Source organism: Rathayibacter sp. AY1A5, assembly GCF_002930875.1.
GTDB lineage: Bacteria > Actinomycetota > Actinomycetes > Actinomycetales > Microbacteriaceae > Rathayibacter.
In genome coordinates this window covers 1-24,815 of sequence record NZ_PSTM01000005.1, presented here as the reverse complement: position 1 = coordinate 24,815, position 24,815 = coordinate 1, and the positions used below count along the sequence as shown (strand labels likewise).

Below are 24,815 nucleotides of genomic sequence, written 5' to 3'. Positions count from 1 at the left end.
CCTGCGGGACGGGTCCCGACGGACGATCAGTCGCTGCGGGCGTCGTCCCGGGCCTCGACCTCGTCCGGGAGCGGACGGGCGACCGGGATCTTGCTGCCCAGCACCTGCGCGACGACGTCGCGGGCGATGTGCTGGGGAGTGAGCCCGACGTCCTCGAGGATCTCCTCGCGCTTCGCGTGGTCGAGGAACTGGTCGGGCAGCCCGAGCTCTGTCACCGCGGTGTCCACGCCGGCCTCGCGCAGGTCCTGGCGGATGCGCGTGCCGATCCCGCCGACGCGCACCCCGTCCTCGATCGAGACGACGATGCGGTGCTCGCGGGCGAGCTCGATGATGCTGGTGGGCACGGGCACGACCCAGCGGGGGTCGACGACGGTGGCTCCGATGCCCTGGGCCGCGAGCCGCTGAGCGACCTCGAGACCCATCGCGGCCATCGGCCCGACCGTGACCAGCAGCACGTCCTTGCGCTCGGCGCGGGCGAGCACGTCGACTCCGTCGCCGAGGCGCTCGACGGCGTCGATCTCGTCGCCGACGCTCCCCTTCGAGAAGCGCACCACGGTCGGCGCGTCGGTGACGCCCACGGCCTCGCGCAGCTCCTCGCGCAGACGCACGGAGTCTCGCGGAGCGGCGAGGCGGATGTTCGGGACGACCTGCAGGATCGCCAGATCCCACATGCCGTGGTGGCTCGGACCGTCGGGCCCGGTGACTCCGGCGCGGTCCAGTACGAAGGTGACGCCCGCGCGGTGCAGTGCGACGTCCATCAGCACCTGGTCGAAGGCGCGGTTCACGAAGGTGGCGTACAGCGCGACGACCGGATGCAGCCCGCCGAAGGCGAGACCGGCGGCCGAGGTCACGGCGTGCTGCTCCGCGATGCCGACGTCGAAGACGCGCTCCGGGTACTTCTCCGCGAGGCGGTCGAGACCGACGGGCCGGAGCATGGCGGCCGTGATGCCGACGATCGTCGGGTCCTCGTCGGCCAGGGTGACGATCTCCTCGGCGAACACCGAGGTCCACGATCGGGCCCCGGCCGCGCTCAGCGGCTCGCCCGTCTCGGGGTCGATCTGCCCGACGGCGTGGAACTGGTCGGCGAGGTCGTGCACGGCCGGACCGAAGCCCTTGCCCTTCTGGGTGATCGCGTGGACGATGACCGGCTGGCCGTAGTCCTTCGCCTGCTGGAGGGCCTCCTCCATCGCCGTCAGGTCGTGTCCGTCGATCGGCCCCAGGTACTTGATGTCGAGGTTGGAGTAGAGCGCCTCGTTGTTGATGAAGCGGCTGAGGAAGCCGTGGAGCCCGCCGCGCACGCCGCGGTAGACGGCGGCGGCGGGGCCGCCCAGCCGCTCCGAGACGGCCCGGGAGCCGCGGTGCATCGTGCGGTAGGTCGGCCGCGTGCGGACGCCGTTGAGGAAGCGGGCCATGCCGCCGATGGTCGGGGCGTAGGAGCGCCCGTTGTCGTTGACCACGATGACCAGCCCGCGGGAGTTGTCGTCGCTGATGTTGTTCAGCGCCTCCCAGGTCATGCCGCCGGTGAGGGCGCCGTCACCCACGACCGCGACGACGTGGCGGTCGGTCTGACCGGTCATCGTGAAGGCGCGGGAGATGCCGTCCGCCCAGGACAGCGAGCTGGAGGCGTGCGAGCTCTCGACGATGTCGTGCGGCGACTCCCTCCGCTGCGGGTAGCCGGCGAGGCCGCCGCGCTGCCGGAGCTTCGAGAAGTCCTGGCGACCGGTGAGCAGCTTGTGGACGTAGGACTGGTGGCCGGTGTCGAACACGATCGCGTCGTGCGGCGAGTCGAAGACCCGGTGGATCGCGATGGTCGTCTCGACGACGCCGAGGTTCGGCCCCAGGTGGCCTCCGGTCTTCGAGACCTCGCGCACGAGGAAGTCGCGGATCTCCTGCGCCAGCGTCTCGAGCTCGGCCGCGGTCAGGCGATCGAGATCGCGAGGACCGCCGATGGTCTCGAGAACAGCCATGCGCGCCGCCTTCCGGGGTCGTGAGCGAGGTGGGGACGTCTCCCGAGTCTACGCACGGGGCCCCCGGGAACGCGTGTGCGCCTCCCCCGCAGGGAAGGCGCACACGCTCTGCGGCTGATCTAGACGAGCGAGCGCAGCACGTACTGCAGGATGCCGCCGTTGCGGTAGTAGTCCGCCTCACCGGGGGTGTCGATGCGGACGACCGCGTCGAACTCGACGGTCCGCTTGCCCTCGGCCGAGTGCTCGGTCGGCTCGGCGACGACGTGGACCGTCTTGGGGGTGACGCCCTCGTTCAGCTCCTCGATGCCCGAGATGCTGATCGACTCGGTGCCGTCCAGGCCCAGCGACTCCCAGCTCTCGCCCGCGGGGAACTGCAGCGGGACGACGCCCATGCCGATGAGGTTCGAGCGGTGGATCCGCTCGAAGCTCTCGACGATGACCGCCTTGACGCCCAGCAGGCTCGTGCCCTTGGCCGCCCAGTCGCGCGACGAGCCGGAGCCGTACTCCTTGCCGCCCAGGATGACGAGCGGGGTGCCCTCGGCCTGGTAGTTCTGCGACGCGTCGTAGATGAACGACTGCGGGGCGTCCGGCTGAGTGAAGTCGCGGGTGTAACCGCCCTCCACGCCGTCGAGCAGCTGGTTGCGCAGGCGGATGTTCGCGAACGTGCCGCGGATCATCACCTCGTGGTTGCCGCGGCGCGAGCCGTAGGAGTTGTAGTCCTTGCGGTCGATGCCGTGCTCGTCGAGGTAGCGGCCGGCGGGGCTGTCGGCCTTGATCGAGCCGGCGGGGCTGATGTGGTCGGTCGTGACGGAGTCGCCGAGCTTGGCGAGCACGCGGGCACCGGCGATGTCGGTGACCGGGGTCGTCTCCATCGTCATGCCGTCGAAGTACGGGGGCTTCCGCACGTAGGTCGACGACTCGTCCCACTCGAAGATCGAGCCCTCGGGGGTCTGCAGCGCGCGCCAGCGCTCGTCACCGTCGAACACGCCCGCGTACTGCGTGTCGAACATCGACTTGTCGATCGACGAGTCGATCGTCGCCTGCACCTCGGCCGCGTCGGGCCAGATGTCCTTGAGGAACACGTCATTGCCGTCGGAGTCGGTGCCGAGCGCGTCGACCTCGAAGTCGAAGTTCATCGAGCCGGCGAGCGCGTAGGCGATGACGAGCGGGGGGCTCGCCAGGTAGTTCATCTTCACGTCCGGGTTGATGCGGCCCTCGAAGTTGCGGTTGCCCGAGAGCACGGCGGTCACGGCGAGGTCGTTGTCCTGCACCGCGGCCGAGATCTCCTCGAGCAGCGGGCCGGAGTTGCCGATGCAGGTCGTGCAGCCGTAGCCGACCGTGTAGAAGCCGAGCGCTTCGAGCGACTCGGTCAGGCCGGCCTTCTCGTAGTAGTCGGTGACGACCTTCGATCCGGGCGCCAGCGTGGTCTTGACCCACGGCTTGGCCTTCAGACCCTTCTGCGCCGCGTTGCGGGCCAGCAGGCCGGCCGCGAGCATGACGGACGGGTTCGACGTGTTGGTGCACGAGGTGATCGCCGCGATCGCGACGGCGCCGTGATCGATCGTGAAGGTCCCGCCCTCGCCGAGCTCGACCGTGGTCGGCTTGGAGGCGGTCGCCGGCGCGTGCGAGCGGTGGGTGTGCTCGTGGCTGCTGTGCTCGTCCTGCGGCTGCAGCTCTCCGGGGTCGGAGGCGGGGAACGACTCCGCGATGGTCAGGTCGACGATGTCGTGCGAGACGTCCGCGTAGTTGGTGAGGTCCGACTCGAACTGCGTCTTGGCGGACGAGAGCTCGATCCGGTCCTGCGGGCGCTTCGGGCCGGCGATCGAGGGGACGACGGTGCCGAGGTCGAGCTCGAGGTACTCGCTGAAGACCGGCTCGACCGCGGGGTCGTGCCAGAGCTTCTGCAGCTTGGAGTACTGCTCGACGAGGGCGATCTGCTCGTCGCTGCGGCCGGTGAGGCGCAGGTAGTCGAGGGTCACGTCGTCGATGGGGAACATCGCGGCGGTGGAGCCGAACTCGGGGCTCATGTTGCCGATGGTGGCGCGGTTGGCGAGCGGCACCGCGGCGACGCCGGCCCCGTAGAACTCGACGAACTTGCCGACCACGCCGTGCTTGCGCAGCATCTGCGTGATGGTGAGCACGACGTCCGTCGCGGTCACGCCGGTCGGGATCGAGCCGGTGAGCTTGAAGCCGACGACCTTCGGGATGAGCATCGAGACGGGCTGGCCGAGCATCGCGGCCTCGGCTTCGATGCCGCCGACGCCCCAGCCGAGCACGCCGAGGCCGTTGACCATCGTCGTGTGCGAGTCGGTGCCGACGCAGGTGTCGGGGTAGGCGCGCAGCGCGCCGCCCACCTCGCGGGTCATGGTGACGCGGGCCAGGTACTCGATGTTGACCTGGTGCACGATGCCGGTTCCGGGCGGGACGACCTTGAAGTCGTCGAAGGCGGTCTGGCCCCAGCGGAGGAACTGGTACCGCTCGCCGTTGCGCTCGTACTCGAGCTCGACGTTGCGCTCGAGCGCGTCCTCGGTGCCGAAGAGGTCGGCGATGACGGAGTGGTCGATGACCATCTCGGCGGGCGCGAGCGGGTTGATCCGGTTCGCGTCGCCGCCCAGGGCAGCGACGGCCTCGCGCATGGTGGCGAGGTCGACGATGCAGGGCACGCCGGTGAAGTCCTGCATGACCACGCGGGCCGGCGTGAACTGGATCTCGGTGTCGGGCTCCGACTCCGGGACCCACTCGCCGAGGGCGCGGATGTGGTCGGCGGTGATGTTCGCGCCGTCCTCCGTGCGGAGGAGGTTCTCGAGCAGCACCTTGAGGCTGAACGGGAGCTTCTCGTGACCGGGGACCCGGTCGATGCGGAACACCTCGTAGTCGGTCGAGCCGACCTTCAGGGTGTCTTTCGATCCAAAGCTGTCTACCGCGGACACGTCGCCCTCTCCTTCGCTGACTGCAGCGTCCGCCGACGGGCGGAGCCGCTCTCCGTCCTCATCTTGACGACCGCGCACAGCGGCCTGCCACCAAGGAGGACCTAACTCCTCGACGCCGAGGCGCCCGGTCGACCTCGCCGCGACGGTGCGGGGAGGCGAGCGCTATTTATCTCGACGTCGAGACAATTCTATGCACGATCCGGAGCATCGCCCGCATCGGCGCGCTCGCCGGCTCCGCGGTACTCGGCCCGGACGGCGAGCACGGTGAGCACCAGCAGCGGCGCGTACAGGGGCAGGCCCAGCGCCAGCTTCCAGATGCCCAGCGCCGTGGTGTCCTCGGCGAGGAACAGCGGGTACTGCACGGCCAGGCGCAGGAGGAAGAGCCCCGCCCACGCGAGGGTCAGGGCGCCGAAGAGGCGGCGCTTGCGCCGATCGGATCGCCAGGCGGTGCCGTCCCCCATCAGGAAGCCGGCGGCGACGCCGATCAGGGGCCAGCGCACGAGGACGGAGAGGAGGAAGACGAGCCCGTAGACGAGGTTGGTGAGCAGCCCCAGGGCGAAGTTGTCGACGCCCCGCCCGGTGAACAGCGCCAGTGCGGCCGAGACCACCACGGCGAGCAGTCCGCCGACGGCCTGGATCACCGGCGTCCGGCCGAGCACCCGCGCCACCGTGAACGCCACGGCGAGCCCGACGGATGCGACCAGCGAGAGCACCAGCTCCGAGGTGACCGTGTAGAGCAGGACGAAGGCGATGCCGGGCACGACGGCCTCGAGGATCCCCCGGACGCCGCCCATGGTGCGCAGCAGCGCCTTCCCGTCGAACGGCTCGCCGTCGGCGACCGCGCCGAGCCCCGAGCGGCGGGCGGCCTGCGCGATCGCGTCGCCGACCTCGGGCCGGACCGGCTCCTCCGATCGGGCCGGGTCCTCGGGCCGCACCGGCTCCATGCCGGTCAGCTCGCGCTCTGCTGGGTCTGGCTGCCGGTCGGCACCTTCAGCGGGATCAGGTCGCGCGGAGGCATCGGGCCGCTGCCGCGGACCACGACGATGCTGCGGAAGAGCTCCTCGACCGAGGCGGCCGCCTGCTCGTCGACGGCTCCGGCTCCGGCGATCACGCCGCGGAGGAACCAGCGCGGACCGTCGACGCCGACGAACCGGGCGACGCGGGTCTGGCCGCCGGCGATCGGGAGCTCGGCGACGAGCTCCGGACCGAAGACGCCGTCGCGCTCCGTCGTCGATCCGCCCTGACGGCCGATCTGCTCGGCGATCTGGCCGCGGATCTCGTGCCAGAGGCCCGAGGAGCGCGGCGCGGAGAAGGGCTGCACCTGCAGCGTCGACCCTGCGTAGTCGAGGCCGACGGCGATGACGCGCTTGGTCCCCTCCTCGACCTCGAGGCGGATGTGCATGCCCTCGCGGGGAAGCACCTTCACCCCGCCGAGGTCGATGTAGGGGCGGACCGGGTTGGCCTCGCGCTCGTCCAGGGGCCCGGCCTCCGCGCGGTCCTCCGGCGCCGACTTCTCGAAGTCCTGCTGGACGGGCTCGGCGGCCTCGCCGGTCGTGGACTGGATGTCGCTCATGCGCTCTCCTCGTGGATTCTGGTCTCCTGGGCGCCGGCGGCGTACCCGGTGGATCCGAAGCCGCCCGTGCCGCGGACCGACTCGGGAAGCTCGTCGACGGCCGTGAACCTCGCCTGGACGACGGGGACGATCACGAGCTGCGCGATCCGGTCCCCCGCCGAGACGCGGTACGTCTCGCGGCTGTCGGTGTTGAGCAGCGCCACCCGGATCTCGCCGCGGTAGCCCGCGTCGATCGTTCCGGGGGCGTTGACGACGGTGATGCCGTGCCTGAAGGCCAGCCCGCTGCGGGGGACGACGAAGCCGGCGTGGCCCTCCGGGAGGGCGACGGCCACCCCTGTGCCGACGGAGGCGCGCTCACCGGGGGCGAGCACCACGTCCTCCGTCGAGTGGAGATCGGCTCCCGCGTCGCCCGGACGGGCGTAGGAGGGGAGCCGGTCCGCGGTGATCGGGACGTCGACGGTTGCAGGCACGTGACGAGGGTAGACCAAACGTCTGATCCAATAGGGTCATGCCGTCCTACCGAGAGAGGCTGTGGCCCGCGCCCTGGCTCTTCGTCGCCACCGCCCTCGTGATCCCCGCCAGCATCCTGGTGTTCGCGCCCATCGACTTCGCGGTGGGGGTGATCGTCGCAGTCGTGCTGTACGCGGGCTGCGTGCTGTCGCTGCTGGCCCTCTCCCCCGTGATCGAGGTGGCGGAGGGGGAGCTGCGCGCCGGCCGCGCGCACATCCCGCTGGACCTCGTGGGCGAGCCGTCCTCCTACTCGGGGGACCAGGCGTTCGCCGAGCGTGGGACGCGCCTGGACGCGCGGGCGTACCTGGTCATCCGCGGCTGGGTGAAGGAGGTGGTGCGGGTCCCGATCGAGGATCCGGCCGACCCGACGCCGTACTGGCTGGTCTCCACTCGCCGCCCGGACGACATCGTCGCCGCGATCCGGGGATCACGGCGACGGAGCGGTCGTCCTTCGGAGCCGGGAGGCGCTTAAGCGGCGCACTCCAGGCAGATCGGTCCGAGCTTCTCCTCGTGGTCGATCTGCGAGCGGTGCTTCACGAGGAAGCAGCTCACGCACGTGAACTCGTCCGCCTGGGGCGGAAGGACCACGACGTCCAGATCGAGGTCGGACAGATCGGCACCGGGCAGTTCGAATCCGCCCGGGTTGTCGGCGTCATCGACGTCGACGACTCCGGACATCTTGTCGGGGACTCGCTCCTTCAGGGCCTCGATCGACTCGGAGTCGTCATCGGTCTTGCGGGGGGCGTCGTAGTCCGTAGCCATTCCCATCCACTTCTTATTTCTGCTGTTCAACAAATCGGCGGGGTCAGTGTGCATCACGACGCATCGATTCGCAAACCACCTCGAACGGCTCTTGACACCCGCTCGCCCCGCCTCCTTCCGCACCAACTTTCGACCCGCCCGGGGTATTCCCGGCCGATCGCCCGGGCGCGTGGCATCCTTGCCCGGTCCGCGTCCAGAAGGAGGGTCCCCACGATGATGGAACTGAAGGTGATCGGCGTCGAGGGCGGATCGCTCGTCCTCGTGTCCGAGGGCGGCGAGCGCTTCTCGGTCCGCATCGACGAGACGCTGCAGAGCCAGCTGCGGCCGCGGGTCCACACCCTCCCGCCGCGCGAGAAGCGCGTCTCCCCCCGCGAGATCCAGGCCCACATCCGCTCCGGGCTCTCCGCCGAGGAGGTCGCCGAGCTCACGGGCGCCGACCTGGGCTACGTCCAGCGCTTCGAGGGACCCGTCACGGCCGAGCGCGAGCACATCGTCGCGTCCGCCCTCGCCGTGCGCGTCTACACGACCACCGACCCCGATCCCCTCGAGGAGGGCACGCCCTTCGGCGACGTCATCCGCGACCGCCTCGCGTCGCTCGGCGCCGAGGGCGAGCAGTGGTCGAGCTGGAAGGAGGAGGAGGGCTGGGTCGTCAAGCTCCTCTTCCGCTCGGACGAGATCGACCACGACGCCCGCTGGCGCTTCGACCCGCGGAAGGCGCTGCTGTCGCCGCTGACCTCCGAGGCGATCACGCTCTCGCAGCAGGGCGAGATCCGGCCGACCCTCATCCCGCGCCTGCGCGCCGTCATCCCCGCCGCCGTCGACGAGCTCGCCACGCGCTTCGACCCGGAGTCCGCGGAGGCGCCGACCCGCTCCGCCCGGGCCGACCACCCCACGGCAGGCCGCCCCGCCGCGATGCCGCACGCCCGACCGGCCGCCGTCCGCCCCTCCGACACGGAGCCGCAGCCGGCCCTCTCCGAGACCCCGCGCCCGATCTCGACGCTCCCCCGCCCCGTCACGAGCACGACGGAACAGCGCGAGCGCAACCTCAACGACACCGCCGACCTCCTCGACGCCCTGCGGCGGCGCCGGGGCGAGCGCGATCACGCCTCGAGCCTCCGCGTCCGCGAGGAGCCGGAGCCCGAGGCCGAGGCCGCTCCTCCCGTCGAGAAGGCACCGGAGCCGCCGCGCACCGCTCCCCCGGTCCCCGAGCAGCCGTCGGGCGTGCGCGGGAGCCTCCGCAGGGGGCGGGCGTCGATGCCGAGCTGGGACGAGATCGTCTTCGGAGCGCGCAGCGACGACTGACCCTCCGCCGGCGCGGCTCCGCCGGGGTGGACGGTGCCCCCGTCCCCTCGGCCCGGCTCAGGCCAGCGCGCCGAAGCGGAGGAGCGGCACCTGCGTCTCCTCCGGCGTGAGCGACCCGTGCTGCCCGATCATGGAGCGGCCGGAGGAGTCGTCCGCCGCGTAGTAGGCGATGGTCCTCCGCGCCGCGACGAACACGTCGCCCATCCGCTCGGCCGCCGCCGGAGAGACCTCGCCGAACCAGCCGCTCACGGCGACCTCGTCGCGCGTCGCGATCCAGGCGCGTGCGCCCTCCGCCTCGATCCAGCGCCGCGCCACCTCGTCGGGGTCCACACCCGGCTCGAGGTGCAGCTGCAGGCAGCGGGGCTCTCCGCCGAGGTGCCGGACGCCCTCGAGCAGCGGTCCCTGCTCGACGAGCACGTGCGAGGACGCCGGGACGTCCACGATGCCGTGGTCGGCGGTGACCAGCACGCTCTCGCGGGCGGAGAGCCCGCGGACCGCTCCGCCGACCTCCCCGTCCAGGAGCTCGAGCGCTGCCGTCCACTCCGGCGACTCCCAGCCGCGCGCGTGCGCCGCCTGGTCGAGCTCGGGGACGTAGAGGTACACGAGCTGCCGGCCGCCCTCGTCGAGCAGGGCGCGCGCCGCCGTGAAGCGCTCGGCGACGCCGCCGGCGGAGTGGTACTCGGCGCCGCGCAGGATCGCCCGCGTGAGACCGGAGCGGGCGTACCGCGCGGGGCCGATCACTCCGGCCCGGACACCGGCGGCCGAGGCCTGCTCGAAGACCGTGGGGTGGGGCTGCCACGTCTCGGGCACCATGCCCTCGTCCCAGCCGGAGAGCTGGTTGACCAGGCGGTCGGAGGCGCGGTCGAGCACGCGGTAGCCGACCATCCCGTGCCCGCCCGGGCGCAGGCCCGTCGTCAGGCTCGCCAGGGCCGCCGCGGTGGTCGTCGGGAAGCCCGAGACGAGCGTGGTGCCGCGGTTGAGGGCCGGAGCGAGCGTGCGCGAGTGGCCCCCGCGCTGGCGGAGGTTCGCGGCACCCAGGCCGTCGACGAGGACGACCACGATCCGCTCGACGCGGGGCGAGCCGAAGAGGCCGGGGCGGCCCAGGAGCGCGTCGAGGGCGCCCGGCAGGACGTCGGCGAGGCTCCGCCGCCCGTCGGGGGCTGGCGGTAGCATGTGGGTCATCGCGCCCAGTTTCGCACAGCGCCGCCGTCCCCGCCGGGCCGGTGCAGCGGAGCGTCCGCGTGAACGGGAGGGCCGGTCCCGTCCGCGAGGCGCCGTCTCCGCTCCGCCCGTCCCGTCGAGCGCCGCAGGGCGGTGCAGTCCCCCGCCGCCGCCCCGCGCCCGCCACCGAATCGAGTCATGAACGCTGCAGCCCCCTCCTCCGGATCCTCGCTCACCGAGCGCATCGAGGACGTCGACGTCTCGGCCGAGATGGAGGGGTCCTTCCTCGAGTACGCGTACTCGGTCATCTACTCGCGGGCCCTGCCCGACGCCCGCGACGGCCTCAAGCCGGTGCAGCGCCGGATCCTCTACATGATGAGCGAGATGGGGCTGCGGCCCGATCACGGCCACGTGAAGTCGGCCCGCGTGGTCGGCGAGGTGATGGGCAAGCTGCACCCGCACGGCGACGCCTCGATCTACGACTCCCTCGTCCGCCTCGCCCAGCCGTTCACGATGAGGGTCGCCCTCGTCGACGGGCACGGCAACTTCGGCTCCCTCGACGACGGCCCGGCCGCGGCCCGCTACACCGAGGCCCGCCTCGCCCCGGCCGCCACGGCCATGACCGAGCACCTCGGCGAGGACGTCGTCGACTTCGTCCCGAACTACGACAACTCGCACGACCAGCCCGAGGTCCTCCCCTCCGCGTTCCCGAACCTGCTGGTCAACGGGGCCAGCGGCATCGCCGTCGGCATGGCGACGAACATGGCGCCCCACAACCTCGTGGAGGTGATCGGGGCGGCCCGGCACCTGATCGCCCATCCCGACGCGTCCCTGGACGACCTGATGTCGTTCGTCCCCGGACCGGACTTCCCGAGCGGTGGCACGATCGTCGGCCTCGCCGGCGTGCGCGACGCTTACGCGACCGGCCGGGGCGGCTTCAAGACCCGCGCGCGCGTCTCGGTCGAGAGCATCACCGCGCGCAAGTCCGGCCTGGTCGTCACCGAGCTGCCCTACCTCGTCGGCGCCGAGAAGGTCATCGACAAGATCAAGGACGGCGTCCAGAACAAGAAGCTCAGCGGCATCTCGGACGTCACCGACCTGACGGACCGGGACAACGGCCTCCGGCTCGTCATCGGGATCAAGACCGGCTTCAGCCCGGAGGCCGTCCTCGAGCAGCTCTACCGCTACACGCCCCTCGAGGACGCGTTCTCGATCAACAACGTCGCGCTGGTCGACGGCGGCCCGCGCACCCTCGGCCTGAAGGAGCTGCTGCAGGTCTACATCGGCCACCGGGTGCAGGTCGTCACCCGGCGGACCCGCTACCGACTGCGCAAGCGCCAGGAGCGGCTGCACCTGGTCGAGGGCCTGCTCATCGCGATCCTCGACATCGACGAGGTCATCCAGCTGATCCGCGGGAGCGACGACACCGCGGCGGCGCGGGCCCGGCTGATCGAGGTCTTCGACCTCAGCACCCTGCAGGCCGACTACATCCTCGAGCTCCAGCTCCGCCGCCTCACGAAGTTCTCGCGCATCGAGCTCGAGACCGAGCGCGACACCCTCCTCGCCGAGATCGCCGAGCTCGAGGCCCTCCTCGCCAGCCGCTCACGGATCGACGAGCTGGTCTCGGACGAGCTCGACGAGGTCGCCCAGCGCCTCGGGACCCCGCGGCGCACCCTGCTCACCGAGGCGCGTCCCTCCGTCGCCACCACCGGGCGGAAGGCCGCCGCGGTGCTCGAGATCGCGGACGTGCCCTGCCGGGTGCTGCTGAGCACCACCGGCCGCATGGTGCGGGTCGACCGCGACCCCGAGGCCGCTCCCCACCCCGAGCGCGCCACGCGCCGCTCGAAGCACGACGCCGTCCTCAGCGTGCTCGACACGACCAGCCGGACGGAGATCGGCGCGGTCACCAGCGCCGGTCGGCTCCTCCGCTTCTCGCCGGTCGACGTGCCCGCCGTCCCCTCCTCCTCGGTGCAGCTGGGCGCGGGCGTGCGCATGAGCGACTACCTCCCGCACCTGGCGAAGGACGAGCGGGTGCTCGCGCTCGTCGCCCTCGACGACGAGCGGCCGATCGCGCTCGGCACCCAGCAGGGCGTCGTCAAGCGCGTCGCGCCGGGCGAGCTGCCCAACCGCCCGGACATCGAGCTCATCGCCCTGAAGCCGAAGGACGCCGTCGTGGGCGCGGCCGCGTCGGCGGAGGAGGACGAGCTGGTCTTCGTCACCGGCGAGGCCCAGCTGCTGCGCTTCCCCGCGTCCGCCGTCCGCCCTCAGGGCCGGACCGCCGCGGGGATGGCCGGGGTCAAGCTGGCCGAGACCGACGACGTCGTGCACTTCGCCGTCGTCGCCGCCGAGGACCGGGACGAGGCCGTCGTCGCGACGGTCGCCGTCGACAGCTGGGCCCTCTCGGGGACCGACACCGGCAGTGCGAAGGTCTCGCCGTTCTCGGAGTTCCCCGCCAAGGGCAGGGCCACCGGCGGAGTCCGTGCGCAGCGCTTCCTCAAGGGCGAGACCGCCCTCGGAGTGGCGTGGGTCGGCCCCGGTCCCGCGCACGCGCTCGAGGCCGACGGCTCGGTCGCCGCGCTGCCCGACTCCGGGATGAAGCGCGACGGCTCCGGCGTGGCGCTCGCGGCGCCGATCGCGACGATCGGAGCGGCGCCCGAGGTGTTCTGAGCCCCGCGGCTCAGACGTCGATGCGGTCCCGCGACAGCGACTCGGACCCGCGGACGATGAACTCCTTGCGGGGTGCCACGTCGTTGCCCATCAGCAGCTCGAACACCCGGCCGGCGTTCTCCGCGTCGGCGACCCGCACCCGGCGGAGGGTGCGGCGGGAGCGGTCCATGGTCGTCGTGGCCAGCTGGTCCGCGTCCATCTCGCCGAGCCCCTTGTAGCGCTGGATCGGGTCCTGGTAACGGCGGCCCGCCTTGCCGAGGGCCGCGAGCACGCTCTGCAGCTCCTTCTCGGAGTAGGTGTAGATCGTCTCGTTCGGCTTCTTCCCCGCGTTCATCACCACGAGCCGGTGCAGCGGAGGCACGGCGGCGAAGACGCGCCCCGCCTCGACGAGCGGCCGCATGTAGCGGAAGAAGAGCGTGAGCAGCAGGGTGCGGATGTGGGCGCCGTCGACGTCGGCGTCGCTCATCAGGATGATCTTCCCGTAGCGGGCGGCCGAGAGGTCGAAGGAGCGGCCGGAGCCGGCTCCGATCACCTGGATCATCGAGGCGCACTCGGCGTTCGAGAGCATGTCGGCGATGCTCGCCTTCTGCGTGTTGAGGATCTTCCCCCGGATCGGCAGCAGGGCCTGGTACTCGCTGTTGCGGGCGAGCTTGGCGGTGCCGAGGGCGGAGTCGCCCTCGACGATGAAGAGCTCGCTGTTCTCGACGTCGCTGCTGCGGCAGTCGACCAGCTTCGCCGGAAGGGAGGAGGACTCCAGCGCGTTCTTGCGGCGCTGCGTCTCCTTGTGCGCGCGGGCCGAGATCCGCGACTTCATCTCGGCGACGACCTTCTCGAGGAGCTGGGAGGTCTGCGCCTTGTCCTCGCGGCGCGTCGAGGAGAACACCACGCCCAGCGTCGAGGCGATGGTGGAGGCGACGATCGCGCGGACCGCGGGCGTGCCCAGCACCTCCTTCGTCTGGCCTTCGAACTGCGGCTCAGGGAGCCGCACGGTCAGCACGGCGCTGAGCCCGGCGAGGACGTCGTCCTTCTCGAGCTTGTCCGAGCCGACCTTGAGGCGGCGGGCGTTCGCCTCCACCTGGGAGCGGAGCAGCTTCAGCAGGCCCTGCTCGAAGCCGGTCTGGTGCGTCCCGCCCTTGGGCGTCGAGATGATGTTCACGAAGCTGCGCATCACCGTCTCGTAGCCGGTGCCCCAGCGCAGGGCGATGTCGACCTCGCAGGTGCGCTCCACCTCGGTGGGCACCATGGCGCCGCCGGGGGTCAGCACCGGCACGGTCTCGGTGAAGGTGCCGGAGCCGGTGAGGCGCAGCACCTCGGTCACGGGGGCGTCGGGGGCGAGGAACTCGACGAACTCCGAGATGCCGCCGTCGTAGCGGAACATCTCGGCGCGGCGCTCGTCCGCCCGGTCGTCGACGATGTCGATCGTCAGGCCGGGGACGAGGAACGCGGTCTGCCGGGCGCGCGTCACCAGGTCGTCCGTCTGGAACGAGGCGCCCTTCGTGAAGATCTGGCGGTCGGCCCAGTAGCGCACGCGCGTACCGGTGACGCCCTTGGCGACCTTCCCGACGACCGTCAGCTCCGACCCGTTCTCGAACGGCGTGAACGGAGCGTCGGGGGTGGGCTCGCCCGCGTCGGCGAAGCGCCCGGGCTCCCCCCGGTGGAACGACATCCGGTAGGTGCGGCCGTTGCGGTCGACCTCGACGTCGAGGCGCTCCGAGAGCGCGTTGACCACGGAGGCGCCGACGCCGTGCAGACCGCCGGACGCCGCGTAGGACCCGGAGCCGAACTTGCCGCCCGCGTGCAGCTTCGTGAACACGACCTCGACTCCGGAGAGCCCCGTCTTCGGCTCGATGTCGACCGGGATCCCGCGCGCGCGGTCGCGCACCTCGACGCTGCCGTCGGCGTGCAGGAGCACGCTGATCTCGGTCCCGTGCCCGGCCAGCGCCTCGTCGACGGAGTTGTCGATGACCTCCCAGAGGCAGTGCATGAGGCCGCGCGAGTCGGTCGATCCGATGTACATGCCGGGCCGCTTCCGGACCGCCTCGAGACCCTCGAGGACGGAGAGGTGGCGGGCGTTGTAGTCGGTGGAGGCCATCCGCCCAGTCTACTTTCGGGAACCGCTCCGGCCGCGGTGGCGCGGCACCCGACGACAGCACGATGGCCGCTCGGCGCGGGGCCCCTACGCGCAGAGCGAAATGCCGACCGATCGACTCCGTGCGGAAACAATCGCGTGCTTGGATGGGTTCCACTAAGCAGAGATCGAAGAACGAGTGCAGGAGGCCAAGTCATGTCGACCACAGCAACCCAGAACGGCGTGGACGAGCTCGCCGGTGCCCACCAGCTCTCCGCCGCCGACCGCTGCGACAGCTGCGGTGCGCAGGCGTACATCCGAGTGGTCGTGAACAACGGAGAACTGCTGTTCTGCGCGCACCACGGGAAGAAGTACCAGGAGAAGCTCTCCAGCATCGCCCAGAGCTGGCACGACGAGTCCGCCCGACTCTTCGAGGAGCAGCGCCCCTAGCGCGTCCCCGATCAGCCCGGACGGCGCGTCAGCGCCCTACCGACCGACGCCGAGCCGCTTCGCGATCACATCGCGAGCGGCTCGTGCCGTTTCATCGACCAGGCGGAGACGCTCGTCCGACGGGGAGTAGGCGTCGCCGAGGGCGCGCCGCAGGATCGCGTCCGCGAGCGAGGGGTTCTTCGCGAGGACGGGGCCGTGCAGGTGGGTGCCCAGAAGGCCTCCCTCCGCGTAGCCCTCGTGGCCGGCGCCGTCGCCGGTGCCGTGCAGCACTCGGCCGAGCGCGTCCTCGGGCGCGATCCCGGTCATCCGGCGCTCGTGGTTCTCGAATCCGACGAGGACGCCGCCCGGCGTCTCGACGAGGAGGTCGTCGGTCGCGCGCTCGCCCGTGACCGAGTCTCCGGGGAACAGCCCGATCCCCCGGGCGCCGCCCGCGGCCGTGCTGATCGAACCGGCCAGCATCTCCCAGCCGGCTCCGACCGCGACCACCTGGGTGCCCTGGTCGACCCAGGCCCGCAGCGTCGGCGCGATCTCGTGGAGGAGTGCCAGGACGCCCGGGAGGTCCTCGTCCGCTCCCGTCCCGGCGACCAGGACGTCCGGACGGACCTCGGCGTCGGAGGCGGTCGCCAGCGGCACCACCTCCGCCTCGACGCCCGACCAGCGCGCCCGAGCCGCGAGGACCCGGGCGTTCGCCGCGTCGCCGTTGCTGTCCAGGACGTCGGGAGCGAGCACGGCGATGCGGAGGGTGGTCACGCGGTCTCCTCGCGGTTGGTGATGAGCTGCAGGTGCGCACGGGTGCGGCGCATCGAATCGGCCGAGAAGACGATGGTCTTCCGGCCGGAGGCGGGGGTCGGCAGAGCGAGGAACGCGTCGAGCGCGCGACCCAGGTCCTCGTCGACGGAGTCGACGCGCACGCCGTCGTAGCGCAGGTGCAGCGCCGCCTCGCGCGCCTTCGACCCCGAGACGACCCGGACGTGCCCGAGCACGGAGGTGTCCACGGGCCAGAAGTAGGAGGGGTCTCGGACGTCGGAGCCGATCGCGAGCATGATCTGCTCGGTCCCCTCGGGGATCTCCGCGATGTTCAGGCGGTAGCTCGCCGGGTTCTGAACCAGGACGAACTCGACCTCGTGGCCGCGCACGGTGACGATCTCGCCCCGCCCGAAGACGGGGTCGATGCTCGAGAGCGCGGAGGCGGCGAGGACCGGGTCGAAGCGCTCGGCGAGCACGGCGCGGGCCGTGGAGACGGCCGCCGCGGCGTCGACCGCGTAGTGGACGCCCCGCGCGGGGAGCCGGACCTCGAGCGGGTCGCCGTCGCTGACGATGCGCGCGACCGCTCCCGTCGTGCTCTCGACGACGGTGGTGGCACGGTCGGTCCCGGCCTCCGCCTCCGCGGCGTAGCCGAGACCGCCGGACGCGGAGTCGCGGACGGAGGAGGAGACGCCGTACCAGCGGATCCGCTCGTCGGGGAGGGATGTCGCGACATCGGCGACGTGGCGGTCGTCGGCGTTCAGCACGACGGGACCGGTCGCGCGGGAGGCGATGGTGCCGAGCATCCGGGCGACCATGGCCGGATCGAAGAAGCGGTCGATCTGGTCGACCACCACGTTCGTCAGCAGGACGACGCGGGGGCGCATCCGGGGCGCGAGGCGCGCGCCGTGACCCTCGTCCATCTCGAGGACGGCGATGTCGGCGTCGATCCGTCCGCGGAGGTCCGCCCGCTCCAGGAGCGCGGAGGTCAGCCCCTGGGCGATGTTGGCCGTCGACGGGTTGGTGAAGACCCGGAGCCCGTGCGCGCGGAGCACCGCGACCAGCATCTTGGTCGTGGTCGACTTGCCCGCCGATCCCGTGACGACCACGAGGCCGTCCCGGAACCCGTCGAGCACCGCGGGCAGGAATCCGGGCGCGACGCGGTTCACCACGAGTCCGGGCACGGCGGATCCCCCGCCGGGCTTCCGGACCCGCGCGGCGAACCGGGCGGCCCTCCCGAGGAGGACCGCCGGCGCGTAGCGGATCACCGGCCTACTCGAGGTAGTCGCGGAGCGACTGCGAGCGGGACGGGTGGCGGAGCTTGGCCATCGTCTTGGACTCGATCTGACGGATGCGCTCGCGCGTCACGCCGAAGGTGTCGCCGATCTGGTCGAGCGTCTTCGGCATGCCGTCGCCGAGGCCGAAGCGCATGCGGATCACGCCGGCCTCGCGCTCCGAGAGCGAGTCGAGCAGCGACTCCAGCTGCTTCTGCAGCATGGTGAAGCCCACGGCGTCGGCCGGGACGACCGCCTCGGTGTCCTCGATGAGGTCGCCGAACTCGCTGTCGCCGTCCTCGCCCAGGGGCGTGTGCAGCGAGATCGGCTCGCGCCCGTACTTCTGCACCTCGATGACCTTCTCGGGGGTCATGTCGAGCTCGCGCGAGAGCTCCTCGGGCGTGGGCTCGCGGCCCAGGTCCTGGAGCATCTGGCGCTGCACGCGGGCCAGCTTGTTGATGACCTCGACCATGTGCACCGGGATGCGGATGGTGCGGGCCTGGTCGGCCATCGCGCGGGTGATCGCCTGGCGGATCCACCACGTGGCGTAGGTCGAGAACTTGAAGCCCTTGGTGTAGTCGAACTTCTCGACCGCACGGATGAGGCCCAGGTTGCCCTCCTGGATGAGGTCGAGGAACTGCATCCCGCGACCGGTGTAGCGCTTCGCGAGGCTGACGACGAGCCGGAGGTTCGCTCCGAGCAGGTGGCTCTTCGCGCGCTGGCCGTCCTTCGCGACCCAGCGCAGCTCGCGGACGAGCTCCGGGCTGAGGTCGGTCGAGTTGGCGAGCTTGTCCTCGGCGAACAGGCCGGCCTCGATGCGCATCGCGAGCTCGACCTCCTCGGCCGCGTTCAGGAGCGCGACCTTGCCGATCTGCTTCAGGTAGTCCTTGACCGGGTCGGCGGTGGCGCCGGTGATCGCGGTCGAGTAGACCGGGACCTCGTCGTCCTCTCCGCCGAACGACAGGACGAGCGCACCGCTCGGGAGCGGCTCGGCCGGAGCGGCGACGGCAGCGGCGGCCGGGGCCTCCGGCGTCTCCGCGTCGTCCTTCGCGTCGGTCTCGGTGTCCTCGGCGACGACCTCGGTCTCCTCCTCCGCCGCCTCGTCGGGCTCGACGGCGTCGGTCGGCTCCTCCTCGGTGTCGGCGGGAGCGGCGGCCTTGGTCGTGGCGCGCGAGCGGGTCGTCTTGGCCGCGGTGGTCTTGGCCGCCGTGGTCTTCGCCGCGGGCTTGCGCGTCGCGGGCTTCTTGGTGGTCGTCGTCACGTCGTCGTCGACGGCGTCGAGCGTTGCGGTCTTGGTAGCTCTGGTGGCCATGGCGGCACCTCTCCATCCGTTGCGTCCCGGGGGCGGGCGGCGCGGGAAGGCGTCGTCCGTCGGTGGGCATTACGAGGACCCATGTCAAGTCGAGGACGTCGCACGCCCGACGTGGGCCTGGTGCTCCTCGACCCGAACGGGTCCTATTGACAATTATTGCACGTCTGAGTAGTGCAGCCGTGCGGTGCGGTGCGAGTGGGGCTCGATCCGGCGGGATCCGGGCCGTTCCGCTGGGACATCGCGTCTGCAGAAGGGCGGATCGACGGACGACCGTCAGCGCCCCGCGCGGCCGCGGCGCATCCGGTCACTCAGTGCAACCCAGAGAGGGGCCACGGTTATTCCCTCGTCCTCGGCCAGGCGGCGGCGGGTCCGGCGGCGCGCGACGACGAGTCCGACGACTCCGGCGCCGACCACCACGTACTGCACGCACCACGCCAGGCGGAAGTGCTCGAGCGAGTAGGTCTGCTCGGAGGAGGCACCGGGACCGGCCAGTGCGTCGAGGATCAGGCCGATCGCGAACATCATCGTGAAGCTGGCCAGGAACCCGCCCACGTTGACGACTCCGTTCGCCGCGCCGAGGCTCCGCGAGGGGTTGAACGTGCGGGCGAAGTCGAACCCGATCATGGAGCCGGGGCCGCCCGCTCCGACGACGATCAGGAGCAGCACCACGAGCCAGTACGGCGGGACGCCGGGCCAGAGCAGCACGACGGTCCAGGCGACCGCCATCGCCGAGACGATCCCGAGCACGAGGTTGCTGCGGCGCATGGGGTGGCGAGCGGTCAGGACGCCGAGCACCGGCCCGACGACGATCCCCGCGATCACGACGATCGTGAGGGTCGGCGCGGCGACGGTCGGCGGCAGGCCGATCGCGTAGACGAGGAAGGGGTAGCCCCAGAGCAGCGTGAACACCGTGCCGGAGGACTGCGTGACGAAGTGCGACCAGAAGCCGAGCTGCGTCCCCGGCCGGCGCAGGCTCACTCCGAGCTGCGCGATCGTCGCCCGGAGCGTCGGAGGCACCACCGTGATCGGCTCGGTGCGCGGCGGGACGTCGGCGACCAGGAGGAGCACGCCGAGGAAGGACACGGCCCCGAGGCCGGCGGCGCTGAGGAACGCGGGCTCCCAGCCGAACGTGTGGAGGATCGCCGCGAACGGGAGTGCGGAGAGGATCTGGCCCACCTGGCCGATGTTGCCGATCCACTGCGAGAGCTGCGGCACGATCGGTCCGCTGAACCAGGTCACCGTGAGGCGGATCACGGAGGTGAAGATCGCGGCGTCCCCGGCTCCCAGCAGGATCCGCCCGACGATCGCGACGCCGATGCCCGGCGCGATCGCGACTACGACCTGGCCCGCCATCATCAGGGCCGTGCCCGAGAGGATCAGGGTCCGCGGGCCGAACCGGTCGATGAGGATCCCGACCGGGATCTGCATCCCGGCGTAGACGATCAGCTGGACGACGGCGAGCGACGAGAGGACGGCGGCGGCCACCCCGAACCGCTCCGCGGCGTCCACTCCTGCGACGCCCAGCGTCGTGCGGTCCAGGACCGCGACGAGGTAGGCGAACGCTCCGGCACCGAAGACGAACCAGGCTCGACGATCACGCACTCGTCCGATCCTACGGCCGCTCAGGAGGCGGTGGGCTCCTCGCCCGGGCGGCGGATCGCGAGGAACTTCTCGAGCTCGGCGGCGATCGCGTCGGCGCTGGGCACGAAGCCGTCCTCGTCGGTGAGCGGCGAGCGGAGGCTCGTCCCCTCCATGTAGGTGTCGTGCCGCGCCTCGAGGGCCGAGACCAGCTTCTGCAGCTCGTCGTTGCCGCCGACCTGCTCGTCGACCTTGCCGAGGAACTCCCGCCCGCTCTCGCGCAGGCGGTCCGTCGGGAAGATGAGGCCGGTCGACGCCGAGATGCTCTCGAGCGCCGCGACCGCCGCCTGCGGGTACTCGGTGTCCGACAGGTAGTGGGGGATGAGCAGCGCGAAGCCGACCACGGTCAGACCGCGCTCGTAGAGGCGCAGCTCGAGCAGGTGGAGGACGTTCGAGGGCACCTGCGTGTGCGGCTTCCAGACCGACATCGCCTCGATCAGGTCCTCGCGGTTGCCGCTCACGGTGACGCCGACGGGCCGGGTGTGCGGCACGGGCATCGGGATCGCCTGGACCCACGTGGTCGAGGCGACGTCGAGCCGCTCGAGGAGGGAGACCACCGCGCGGGTGAACCGCTCCCACTGGAAGTCGGGCTCGAAGCCGGTGAGCAGGAGGAACGGCTGGTGCAGCTCGTCGTGCGCGAGCGAGAGCCGGAGCATCGCAGGACGGTAGTCCGTCAGGTGGTCCTGGTCGAACGTGATGATGGGGCGGCGGGCCCGGTAGTCGAGCAGCTGATCCTGGTCGAAGACCGCGACTTCGCGGTGCTCGAGGGTCTCGAAGAGGTACTCCCCCAGCTGCCCCACCGCTCCCCCGGCGTCGGCCGAGCCGGTCAGGCCCGTGACGAGGTGCAGCCCGCGCGGGATCTCGGAGAGGTCGCCCTCGATCTCGAACAGGTCTTCCGGATCCAGCATGCGTCCAGTCTAAACGGGGGTCCCGGCGCCCCGTCCGGGTCCGCTGAGCCCTCAGCGAACAGCGCCTAGCATTGCCGCCATGCCCCTCTCCTCTCTCGAGTACTCGACCGTTCCCGCCTCCGACATCGACACCGACGCCCTCGTCCTCGGCGTCGCCCCGGGACCCGACGGTCCCCGGCTCGTCGGCGCTGAGGGCTTCGAGGAGCTGGCCCCCGCGCTGAGCGCGCTCGGCGCGACCGGCGCCGCCGAGACGCTCGTGCGCGTGCCGTCCTCGGTCCGTGCCGGAGTGATCGTCCTCGTCGGCCTCGGCTCGGCGGAGCCCGACGACACCGCGCTGCGGAACGCCGCGGGCGCCGCCGTCCGCCTGCTCGCGGGGTCCGCCTCCGTGGCCCTCTCCCTCCCCGCCGGCTCCGACGGCACGCTCGCCGCGGTCGCCGAGGGCGCCGCGCTCGGCTCCTACTCCTTCACCGCCTTCCGCAGCAGCACCGCCGCCGCGGCGAAGGCGCCCGTCGAGCACGTCGTCCTGCTGGGCGGCGGCGAGTCGGCCGACCCCGCCGTCCTGGACCGGGCGCTCGTGCTCGGCCGCGCGGTCGGCACGGTGAAGGACCTCGTCAACACTCCCCCGTCGCACCTCTACCCGCAGACGCTGGCCGAGGCCGTGCAGACCGGCGCCGAGGGACTGCCGCTCGAGGTCACCGTCTGGGACGAGGAGGCCCTCGCGGAGGAGGGGTTCGGCGGCATCCTCGGAGTCGGCAGCGGCTCCTCCCGCCCGCCCCGCCTCGTGAAGGTCGCCTACGCGCCCGAGGGCGCGAGCACCCACCTCGCCCTGGTCGGCAAGGGCATCACCTTCGACAGCGGCGGACTCTCGCTCAAGCCGCCGGCCTCGATGATCGGGATGAAGACCGACATGGCGGGCGCGGCGACCGTGTACGCCGTCGTGCGCGCCATCGCGGAACTCGGCCTCCCGCTCCGCGCGACCGCCTGGCTCTGCATCGCCGAGAACCTCCCCTCCGGGACCGCGATCCGCCCGGACGACGTGCTCACCGTGCGCGGCGGGACCACGGTGGAGGTGCTGAACACCGACGCCGAGGGCCGACTGGTGCTCGCCGACGGCCTCGTCGCCGCCAGCGAGGAGCAGCCCGATGCGATCATCGACGTCGCGACGCTGACCGGCGCCTCCGTGGTCGCCCTCGGCAACCGGACCGTCGGCGCTCTGGGCGACGACGAGCTGGTCTCCCGCGTCCTCGACGCCGCCCGCGCGGCGGGAGAGCCCTTCTGGCAGATGCCCCTCCCCGCGGAGCTGCGACCGCTGCTGAACTCGGAGATCGCCGACATCGCGAACGTCAAGCCGGGCAACACCGCCGGCGGCATGCTCCTCGCCGGCCACTTCCTCCGCGAGTTCGTCGGGAAGCGCGGCGAGGGCGAGGACGCGACCACGATCCCGTGGGCGCACCTCGACATCGCCGGCCCCTCGAGCAACGGAGGCGGCGGCTACGGCTTCACCGGAGCCGGCGCCACGGGGGTCTCGGTGCGCGCGCTGATCGCCCTGGCCGAGGGCTTCGCGAGCGCGTAGTAGGGTCGACGGGGCGGGAGATCCCGCCTCGTCCCCCCTCCCGATCCGCTCGGCGCTCAGCGCCGGAGCCGGTCGGCCGGGAAGCGGGACCGCACGTCGCGAGGGAGTCACTGGGTGTCGGAAGAGCGCTACGACCTGGTCGTGCTCGGAGGTGGCAGCGGCGGGTACGCGGCGGCCCTCCGGGCGACGCAGCTCGGGATGAGCGTCGCGCTCGTGGAGCGCGACAAGCTCGGCGGCACCTGCCTGCACCGGGGATGCGTGCCCACCAAGGCCCTGCTGCACGCCGCCGAGCTGGCGGACGGCGCCCGCGAGGGAGAGAAGTACGGCGTGCTCTCGAGCTTCACCGGGATCGACATGGCGGGCGTCACGCGCTACCGCGAGGGCGTCGTCGCCGGCAAGTACAAGGGGCTCCAGAGCCTCGTGTCCTCGCGCGGCATCACGGTCGTCACGGGCGAGGGCCGTCTCACCGCGCCCGGCACGGTGACCGTCGGCGAGCACGTGCTCCACGGCGCGTCGATCGTCGTCGCCACCGGGTCCGCCTCCCGCACCCTCCCCGGCATCGAGATCGGCGGCCGGATCCTGACGAGCGACCAGGCTCTCGAGCTCGACCACGTGCCCGCGAGCGTCGTCGTCCTCGGCGGCGGAGTGATCGGCGTCGAGTTCGCGAGCGTCTGGCGCTCGTTCGGCGCCGAGGTCACGATCGTCGAGGCCCTCCCCCACCTCGTTCCCAACGAGGACGAGAGCGTCAGCAAGCAGCTGGAGCGCGCCTTCCGCAAGCGGGGCATCGCCTTCCAGCTGGGATCCCGCGTCGCGTCGGTCTCGCAGAGCGAGGGCGGCGTCTCCGTGTCGCTCGAGAGCGGCGCCACGGTGGAGGGCGAGATCCTGCTGGTCGCCGTCGGCCGCGGCCCGGTGACCGCGGGCATCGGCCTCGAGGAGGCCGGGGTCCGCCTCGACCGCGGCTACGTGCTGACCGACGAGCGCCTGCAGACCTCCGTCCCCGGCGTGTACGCCGTGGGCGACATCGTGCCGGGGCTCCAGCTCGCGCACCGGAGCTTCCAGCAGGGGATCTTCGTCGCGGAGGAGATCGCCGGTCTGGGCCCGCAGGTCGTCTCGGACGTCAACGTCCCGAAGGTGACCTACAGCGACCCCGAAGTGGCCTCCGTCGGCCTCGGCGAGGCCCGCGCGATCGCCGAGTACGGCGCCGAGCGCGTCGCCGTGTACGACTACGGCCTCGGCGGCAACGCCCGGAGCACGATCATCGGGACCACCGGCTCCGTGAAGGTCGTGCGCCTGGTCGACGGCCCCGTCGTCGGCGTGCACATGGTCGGAGCCCGCGTCGGCGAGCTGATCGGCGAGGCTCAGCTCATCGTGAACTGGGAGGCGCACCCCGAGGACGTCGCGCCCCTCGTGCACGCGCACCCCACTCAGAACGAGGCGCTCGGCGAGGCGCACCTCGCTCTGGCCGGGAAGCCGCTGCACGCCCTGTAGAACCACTGCGGTGCGGCGATCCGCCGCTTCCGCATCAGTAAGCTGGACATCGAAACACAAGCGTCTTAAGGAGACAGGCTCATGAGCGAATCCGTCAGCCTCCCGGCACTCGGAGAGAGTGTCACGGAAGGAACGGTCACCCGCTGGCTGAAGAACGTCGGGGACCGCGTCGAGGTGGACGAGCCCCTGCTCGAGGTCTCGACCGACAAGGTCGACACCGAGATCCCGTCGCCCGTCGCGGGAGTGATCGAGGAGATCCTCGTCCAGGAGGACGAGACCGTCGAGGTCGGCGCCGAGCTGGTGCGCATCGGCGACGGCTCCGGAGCCGCGTCGGCGTCCGAGCCCGAGGCTCCCGCCGAGGAGGCCCCCGAGGTCCAGGCCGCCGAGACCGAGGCCACCGACGAGGCGACCCCGTCGGTCGACGCCGAGAGCGACGCCGAGGCCCCCGCCCCGGCCGAGCCCGAGCCGGCCCCGGCCGCCGAGAAGCC

20 protein-coding genes are annotated in these 24,815 nt (G+C 71.9%); 7 read left to right on the top strand and 13 right to left on the bottom strand.

What is annotated here, in order from left to right; genetic code table 11:
• Positions 1-26: 26 nt before the first annotated feature.
• From dxs to dut, 5 genes are all read right to left on the bottom strand, one after another.
• Positions 27-1,967 carry a 1-deoxy-D-xylulose-5-phosphate synthase gene (gene dxs, locus C5B98_RS04520; RefSeq protein WP_104222098.1) on the bottom strand — a complete coding sequence of 647 codons (1,941 nt, stop codon included), beginning with the start codon at positions 1,965-1,967 and terminating at the stop codon, positions 27-29.
• 119 nt (positions 1,968-2,086) lie between these two features.
• Complete coding sequence (gene acnA / locus C5B98_RS04515; protein WP_104222099.1) at positions 2,087-4,897, bottom strand: aconitate hydratase AcnA; 2,811 nt, start codon at positions 4,895-4,897, stop codon at positions 2,087-2,089.
• A 188-nt stretch (positions 4,898-5,085) separates the two neighbouring features.
• Positions 5,086-5,841, bottom strand: a complete 756-nt coding sequence (locus C5B98_RS04510) for a DUF3159 domain-containing protein (RefSeq protein WP_104222101.1) — start codon at positions 5,839-5,841, stop codon at positions 5,086-5,088.
• A gap of 5 nt (positions 5,842-5,846) precedes the next feature.
• The gene (locus C5B98_RS04505) at positions 5,847-6,470 is read right to left on the bottom strand and encodes a DUF3710 domain-containing protein (RefSeq protein ID WP_104222103.1); all 624 of its coding nucleotides are present in this window, start codon (positions 6,468-6,470) and stop codon (positions 5,847-5,849) included.
• On the bottom strand, positions 6,467-6,940 hold the full coding sequence (gene dut, locus C5B98_RS04500; protein WP_104222105.1) for a dUTP diphosphatase: 474 nt from the start codon (positions 6,938-6,940) through the stop codon (positions 6,467-6,469). The genes C5B98_RS04505 and dut overlap by 4 nt, the downstream gene beginning before the upstream one ends.
• 38 nt (positions 6,941-6,978) lie before the next feature.
• Here dut and C5B98_RS04495 point away from each other — a divergent pair, with 38 nt between their 5' ends.
• Positions 6,979-7,452, top strand: a complete 474-nt coding sequence (locus tag C5B98_RS04495; protein ID WP_104222107.1) for a DUF3093 domain-containing protein — start codon at positions 6,979-6,981, stop codon at positions 7,450-7,452.
• On the opposite strand, the gene C5B98_RS04490 is transcribed toward C5B98_RS04495, so the two are convergent.
• Complete coding sequence (locus C5B98_RS04490) at positions 7,449-7,742, bottom strand: DUF4193 domain-containing protein (RefSeq protein ID WP_055792269.1); 294 nt, start codon at positions 7,740-7,742, stop codon at positions 7,449-7,451. The genes C5B98_RS04495 and C5B98_RS04490 overlap by 4 nt on opposite strands.
• Positions 7,743-7,955: 213 nt before the next feature.
• Between C5B98_RS04490 and sepH the strand changes: the two genes are divergently transcribed.
• Positions 7,956-9,044, top strand: coding sequence for a septation protein SepH (gene sepH / locus C5B98_RS04485; RefSeq protein WP_104222108.1), 1,089 nt, complete (start codon positions 7,956-7,958; stop codon positions 9,042-9,044).
• A gap of 57 nt (positions 9,045-9,101) precedes the next feature.
• Here sepH and C5B98_RS04480 read toward each other — a convergent pair whose 3' ends face one another.
• On the bottom strand, positions 9,102-10,226 hold the full coding sequence (locus tag C5B98_RS04480) for an alkaline phosphatase family protein (protein ID WP_258062136.1): 1,125 nt from the start codon (positions 10,224-10,226) through the stop codon (positions 9,102-9,104).
• A 177-nt stretch (positions 10,227-10,403) separates the two neighbouring features.
• Between C5B98_RS04480 and C5B98_RS04475 the strand changes: the two genes are divergently transcribed.
• Entirely contained in the window at positions 10,404-12,872 is a 2,469-nt protein-coding gene (locus tag C5B98_RS04475) for a DNA topoisomerase (ATP-hydrolyzing) subunit A (RefSeq protein WP_104222110.1), read from the top strand.
• Between the two features lie 10 nt (positions 12,873-12,882).
• Here the strand turns inward: C5B98_RS04475 and C5B98_RS04470 are convergent, their stop codons facing one another.
• Positions 12,883-14,964, bottom strand: coding sequence for a type IIA DNA topoisomerase subunit B (locus tag C5B98_RS04470; RefSeq protein WP_104222112.1), 2,082 nt, complete (start codon positions 14,962-14,964; stop codon positions 12,883-12,885).
• 192 nt (positions 14,965-15,156) lie between these two features.
• Here C5B98_RS04470 and C5B98_RS04465 point away from each other — a divergent pair, with 192 nt between their 5' ends.
• Positions 15,157-15,390: a hypothetical protein gene (locus tag C5B98_RS04465; protein ID WP_068212876.1), complete on the top strand. Its 234-nt coding sequence runs from the start codon at positions 15,157-15,159 to the stop codon at positions 15,388-15,390.
• A 36-nt stretch (positions 15,391-15,426) separates the two neighbouring features.
• On the opposite strand, the gene C5B98_RS04460 is transcribed toward C5B98_RS04465, so the two are convergent.
• The 5 genes from C5B98_RS04460 to C5B98_RS04440 all read right to left on the bottom strand — a co-directional run bounded on the left by C5B98_RS04460 (position 15,427) and on the right by C5B98_RS04440 (position 21,266).
• Complete coding sequence (locus C5B98_RS04460) at positions 15,427-16,140, bottom strand: type 1 glutamine amidotransferase (RefSeq protein WP_146076889.1); 714 nt, start codon at positions 16,138-16,140, stop codon at positions 15,427-15,429.
• A complete protein-coding gene (locus C5B98_RS04455; RefSeq protein WP_104327385.1) occupies positions 16,137-17,402 on the bottom strand; it encodes a Mur ligase family protein in 1,266 nt (421 codons plus the stop codon). The genes C5B98_RS04460 and C5B98_RS04455 overlap by 4 nt, the downstream gene beginning before the upstream one ends.
• Before the next feature lie 4 nt (positions 17,403-17,406).
• The gene (locus C5B98_RS04450) at positions 17,407-18,720 is read right to left on the bottom strand and encodes an RNA polymerase sigma factor (protein ID WP_104222118.1); all 1,314 of its coding nucleotides are present in this window, start codon (positions 18,718-18,720) and stop codon (positions 17,407-17,409) included.
• A 273-nt stretch (positions 18,721-18,993) separates the two neighbouring features.
• Complete coding sequence (locus tag C5B98_RS04445; RefSeq protein ID WP_104222120.1) at positions 18,994-20,322, bottom strand: nitrate/nitrite transporter; 1,329 nt, start codon at positions 20,320-20,322, stop codon at positions 18,994-18,996.
• A 20-nt stretch (positions 20,323-20,342) separates the two neighbouring features.
• On the bottom strand, positions 20,343-21,266 hold the full coding sequence (locus tag C5B98_RS04440; protein WP_104222122.1) for a proteasome assembly chaperone family protein: 924 nt from the start codon (positions 21,264-21,266) through the stop codon (positions 20,343-20,345).
• Between the two features lie 79 nt (positions 21,267-21,345).
• Here C5B98_RS04440 and C5B98_RS04435 point away from each other — a divergent pair, with 79 nt between their 5' ends.
• The 3 genes from C5B98_RS04435 to C5B98_RS04425 all read left to right on the top strand — a co-directional run.
• Positions 21,346-22,839 carry a leucyl aminopeptidase gene (locus tag C5B98_RS04435; RefSeq protein WP_104222124.1) on the top strand — a complete coding sequence of 498 codons (1,494 nt, stop codon included), beginning with the start codon at positions 21,346-21,348 and terminating at the stop codon, positions 22,837-22,839.
• A gap of 114 nt (positions 22,840-22,953) precedes the next feature.
• On the top strand, positions 22,954-24,327 hold the full coding sequence (lpdA, locus tag C5B98_RS04430; protein ID WP_104222126.1) for a dihydrolipoyl dehydrogenase: 1,374 nt from the start codon (positions 22,954-22,956) through the stop codon (positions 24,325-24,327).
• An 81-nt stretch (positions 24,328-24,408) separates the two neighbouring features.
• A partial coding sequence (locus tag C5B98_RS04425) for a biotin/lipoyl-containing protein (RefSeq protein WP_308470919.1) occupies positions 24,409-24,815 on the top strand: 407 nt, incomplete at its 3' end.

Excerpts from the sequence above, each read along its gene's own strand:
- C5B98_RS04470 (WP_104222112.1), bottom strand. The coding sequence starts at position 14,964 with ATGGCCTCCACCGACTACAACGCCCGCCACCTCTCCGTCCTCGAGGGT.
- C5B98_RS04490 (WP_055792269.1), bottom strand. The coding sequence starts at position 7,742 with ATGGCTACGGACTACGACGCCCCCCGCAAGACCGATGACGACTCCGAG.
- C5B98_RS04450 (WP_104222118.1), bottom strand. The coding sequence starts at position 18,720 with ATGGCCACCAGAGCTACCAAGACCGCAACGCTCGACGCCGTCGACGAC.
- C5B98_RS04440 (WP_104222122.1), bottom strand. The coding sequence starts at position 21,266 with ATGCTGGATCCGGAAGACCTGTTCGAGATCGAGGGCGACCTCTCCGAG.
- C5B98_RS04435 (WP_104222124.1), top strand. The coding sequence starts at position 21,346 with ATGCCCCTCTCCTCTCTCGAGTACTCGACCGTTCCCGCCTCCGACATC.
- C5B98_RS04475 (WP_104222110.1), top strand. The coding sequence starts at position 10,404 with ATGAACGCTGCAGCCCCCTCCTCCGGATCCTCGCTCACCGAGCGCATC.
- dxs (WP_104222098.1), bottom strand. The coding sequence starts at position 1,967 with ATGGCTGTTCTCGAGACCATCGGCGGTCCTCGCGATCTCGATCGCCTG.
- C5B98_RS04465 (WP_068212876.1), top strand. The coding sequence starts at position 15,157 with ATGTCGACCACAGCAACCCAGAACGGCGTGGACGAGCTCGCCGGTGCC.
- C5B98_RS04510 (WP_104222101.1), bottom strand. The coding sequence starts at position 5,841 with ATGGAGCCGGTGCGGCCCGAGGACCCGGCCCGATCGGAGGAGCCGGTC.
- C5B98_RS04480 (WP_258062136.1), bottom strand. The coding sequence starts at position 10,226 with ATGACCCACATGCTACCGCCAGCCCCCGACGGGCGGCGGAGCCTCGCC.
- C5B98_RS04495 (WP_104222107.1), top strand. The coding sequence starts at position 6,979 with ATGCCGTCCTACCGAGAGAGGCTGTGGCCCGCGCCCTGGCTCTTCGTC.
- C5B98_RS04505 (WP_104222103.1), bottom strand. The coding sequence starts at position 6,470 with ATGAGCGACATCCAGTCCACGACCGGCGAGGCCGCCGAGCCCGTCCAG.
- sepH (WP_104222108.1), top strand. The coding sequence starts at position 7,956 with ATGATGGAACTGAAGGTGATCGGCGTCGAGGGCGGATCGCTCGTCCTC.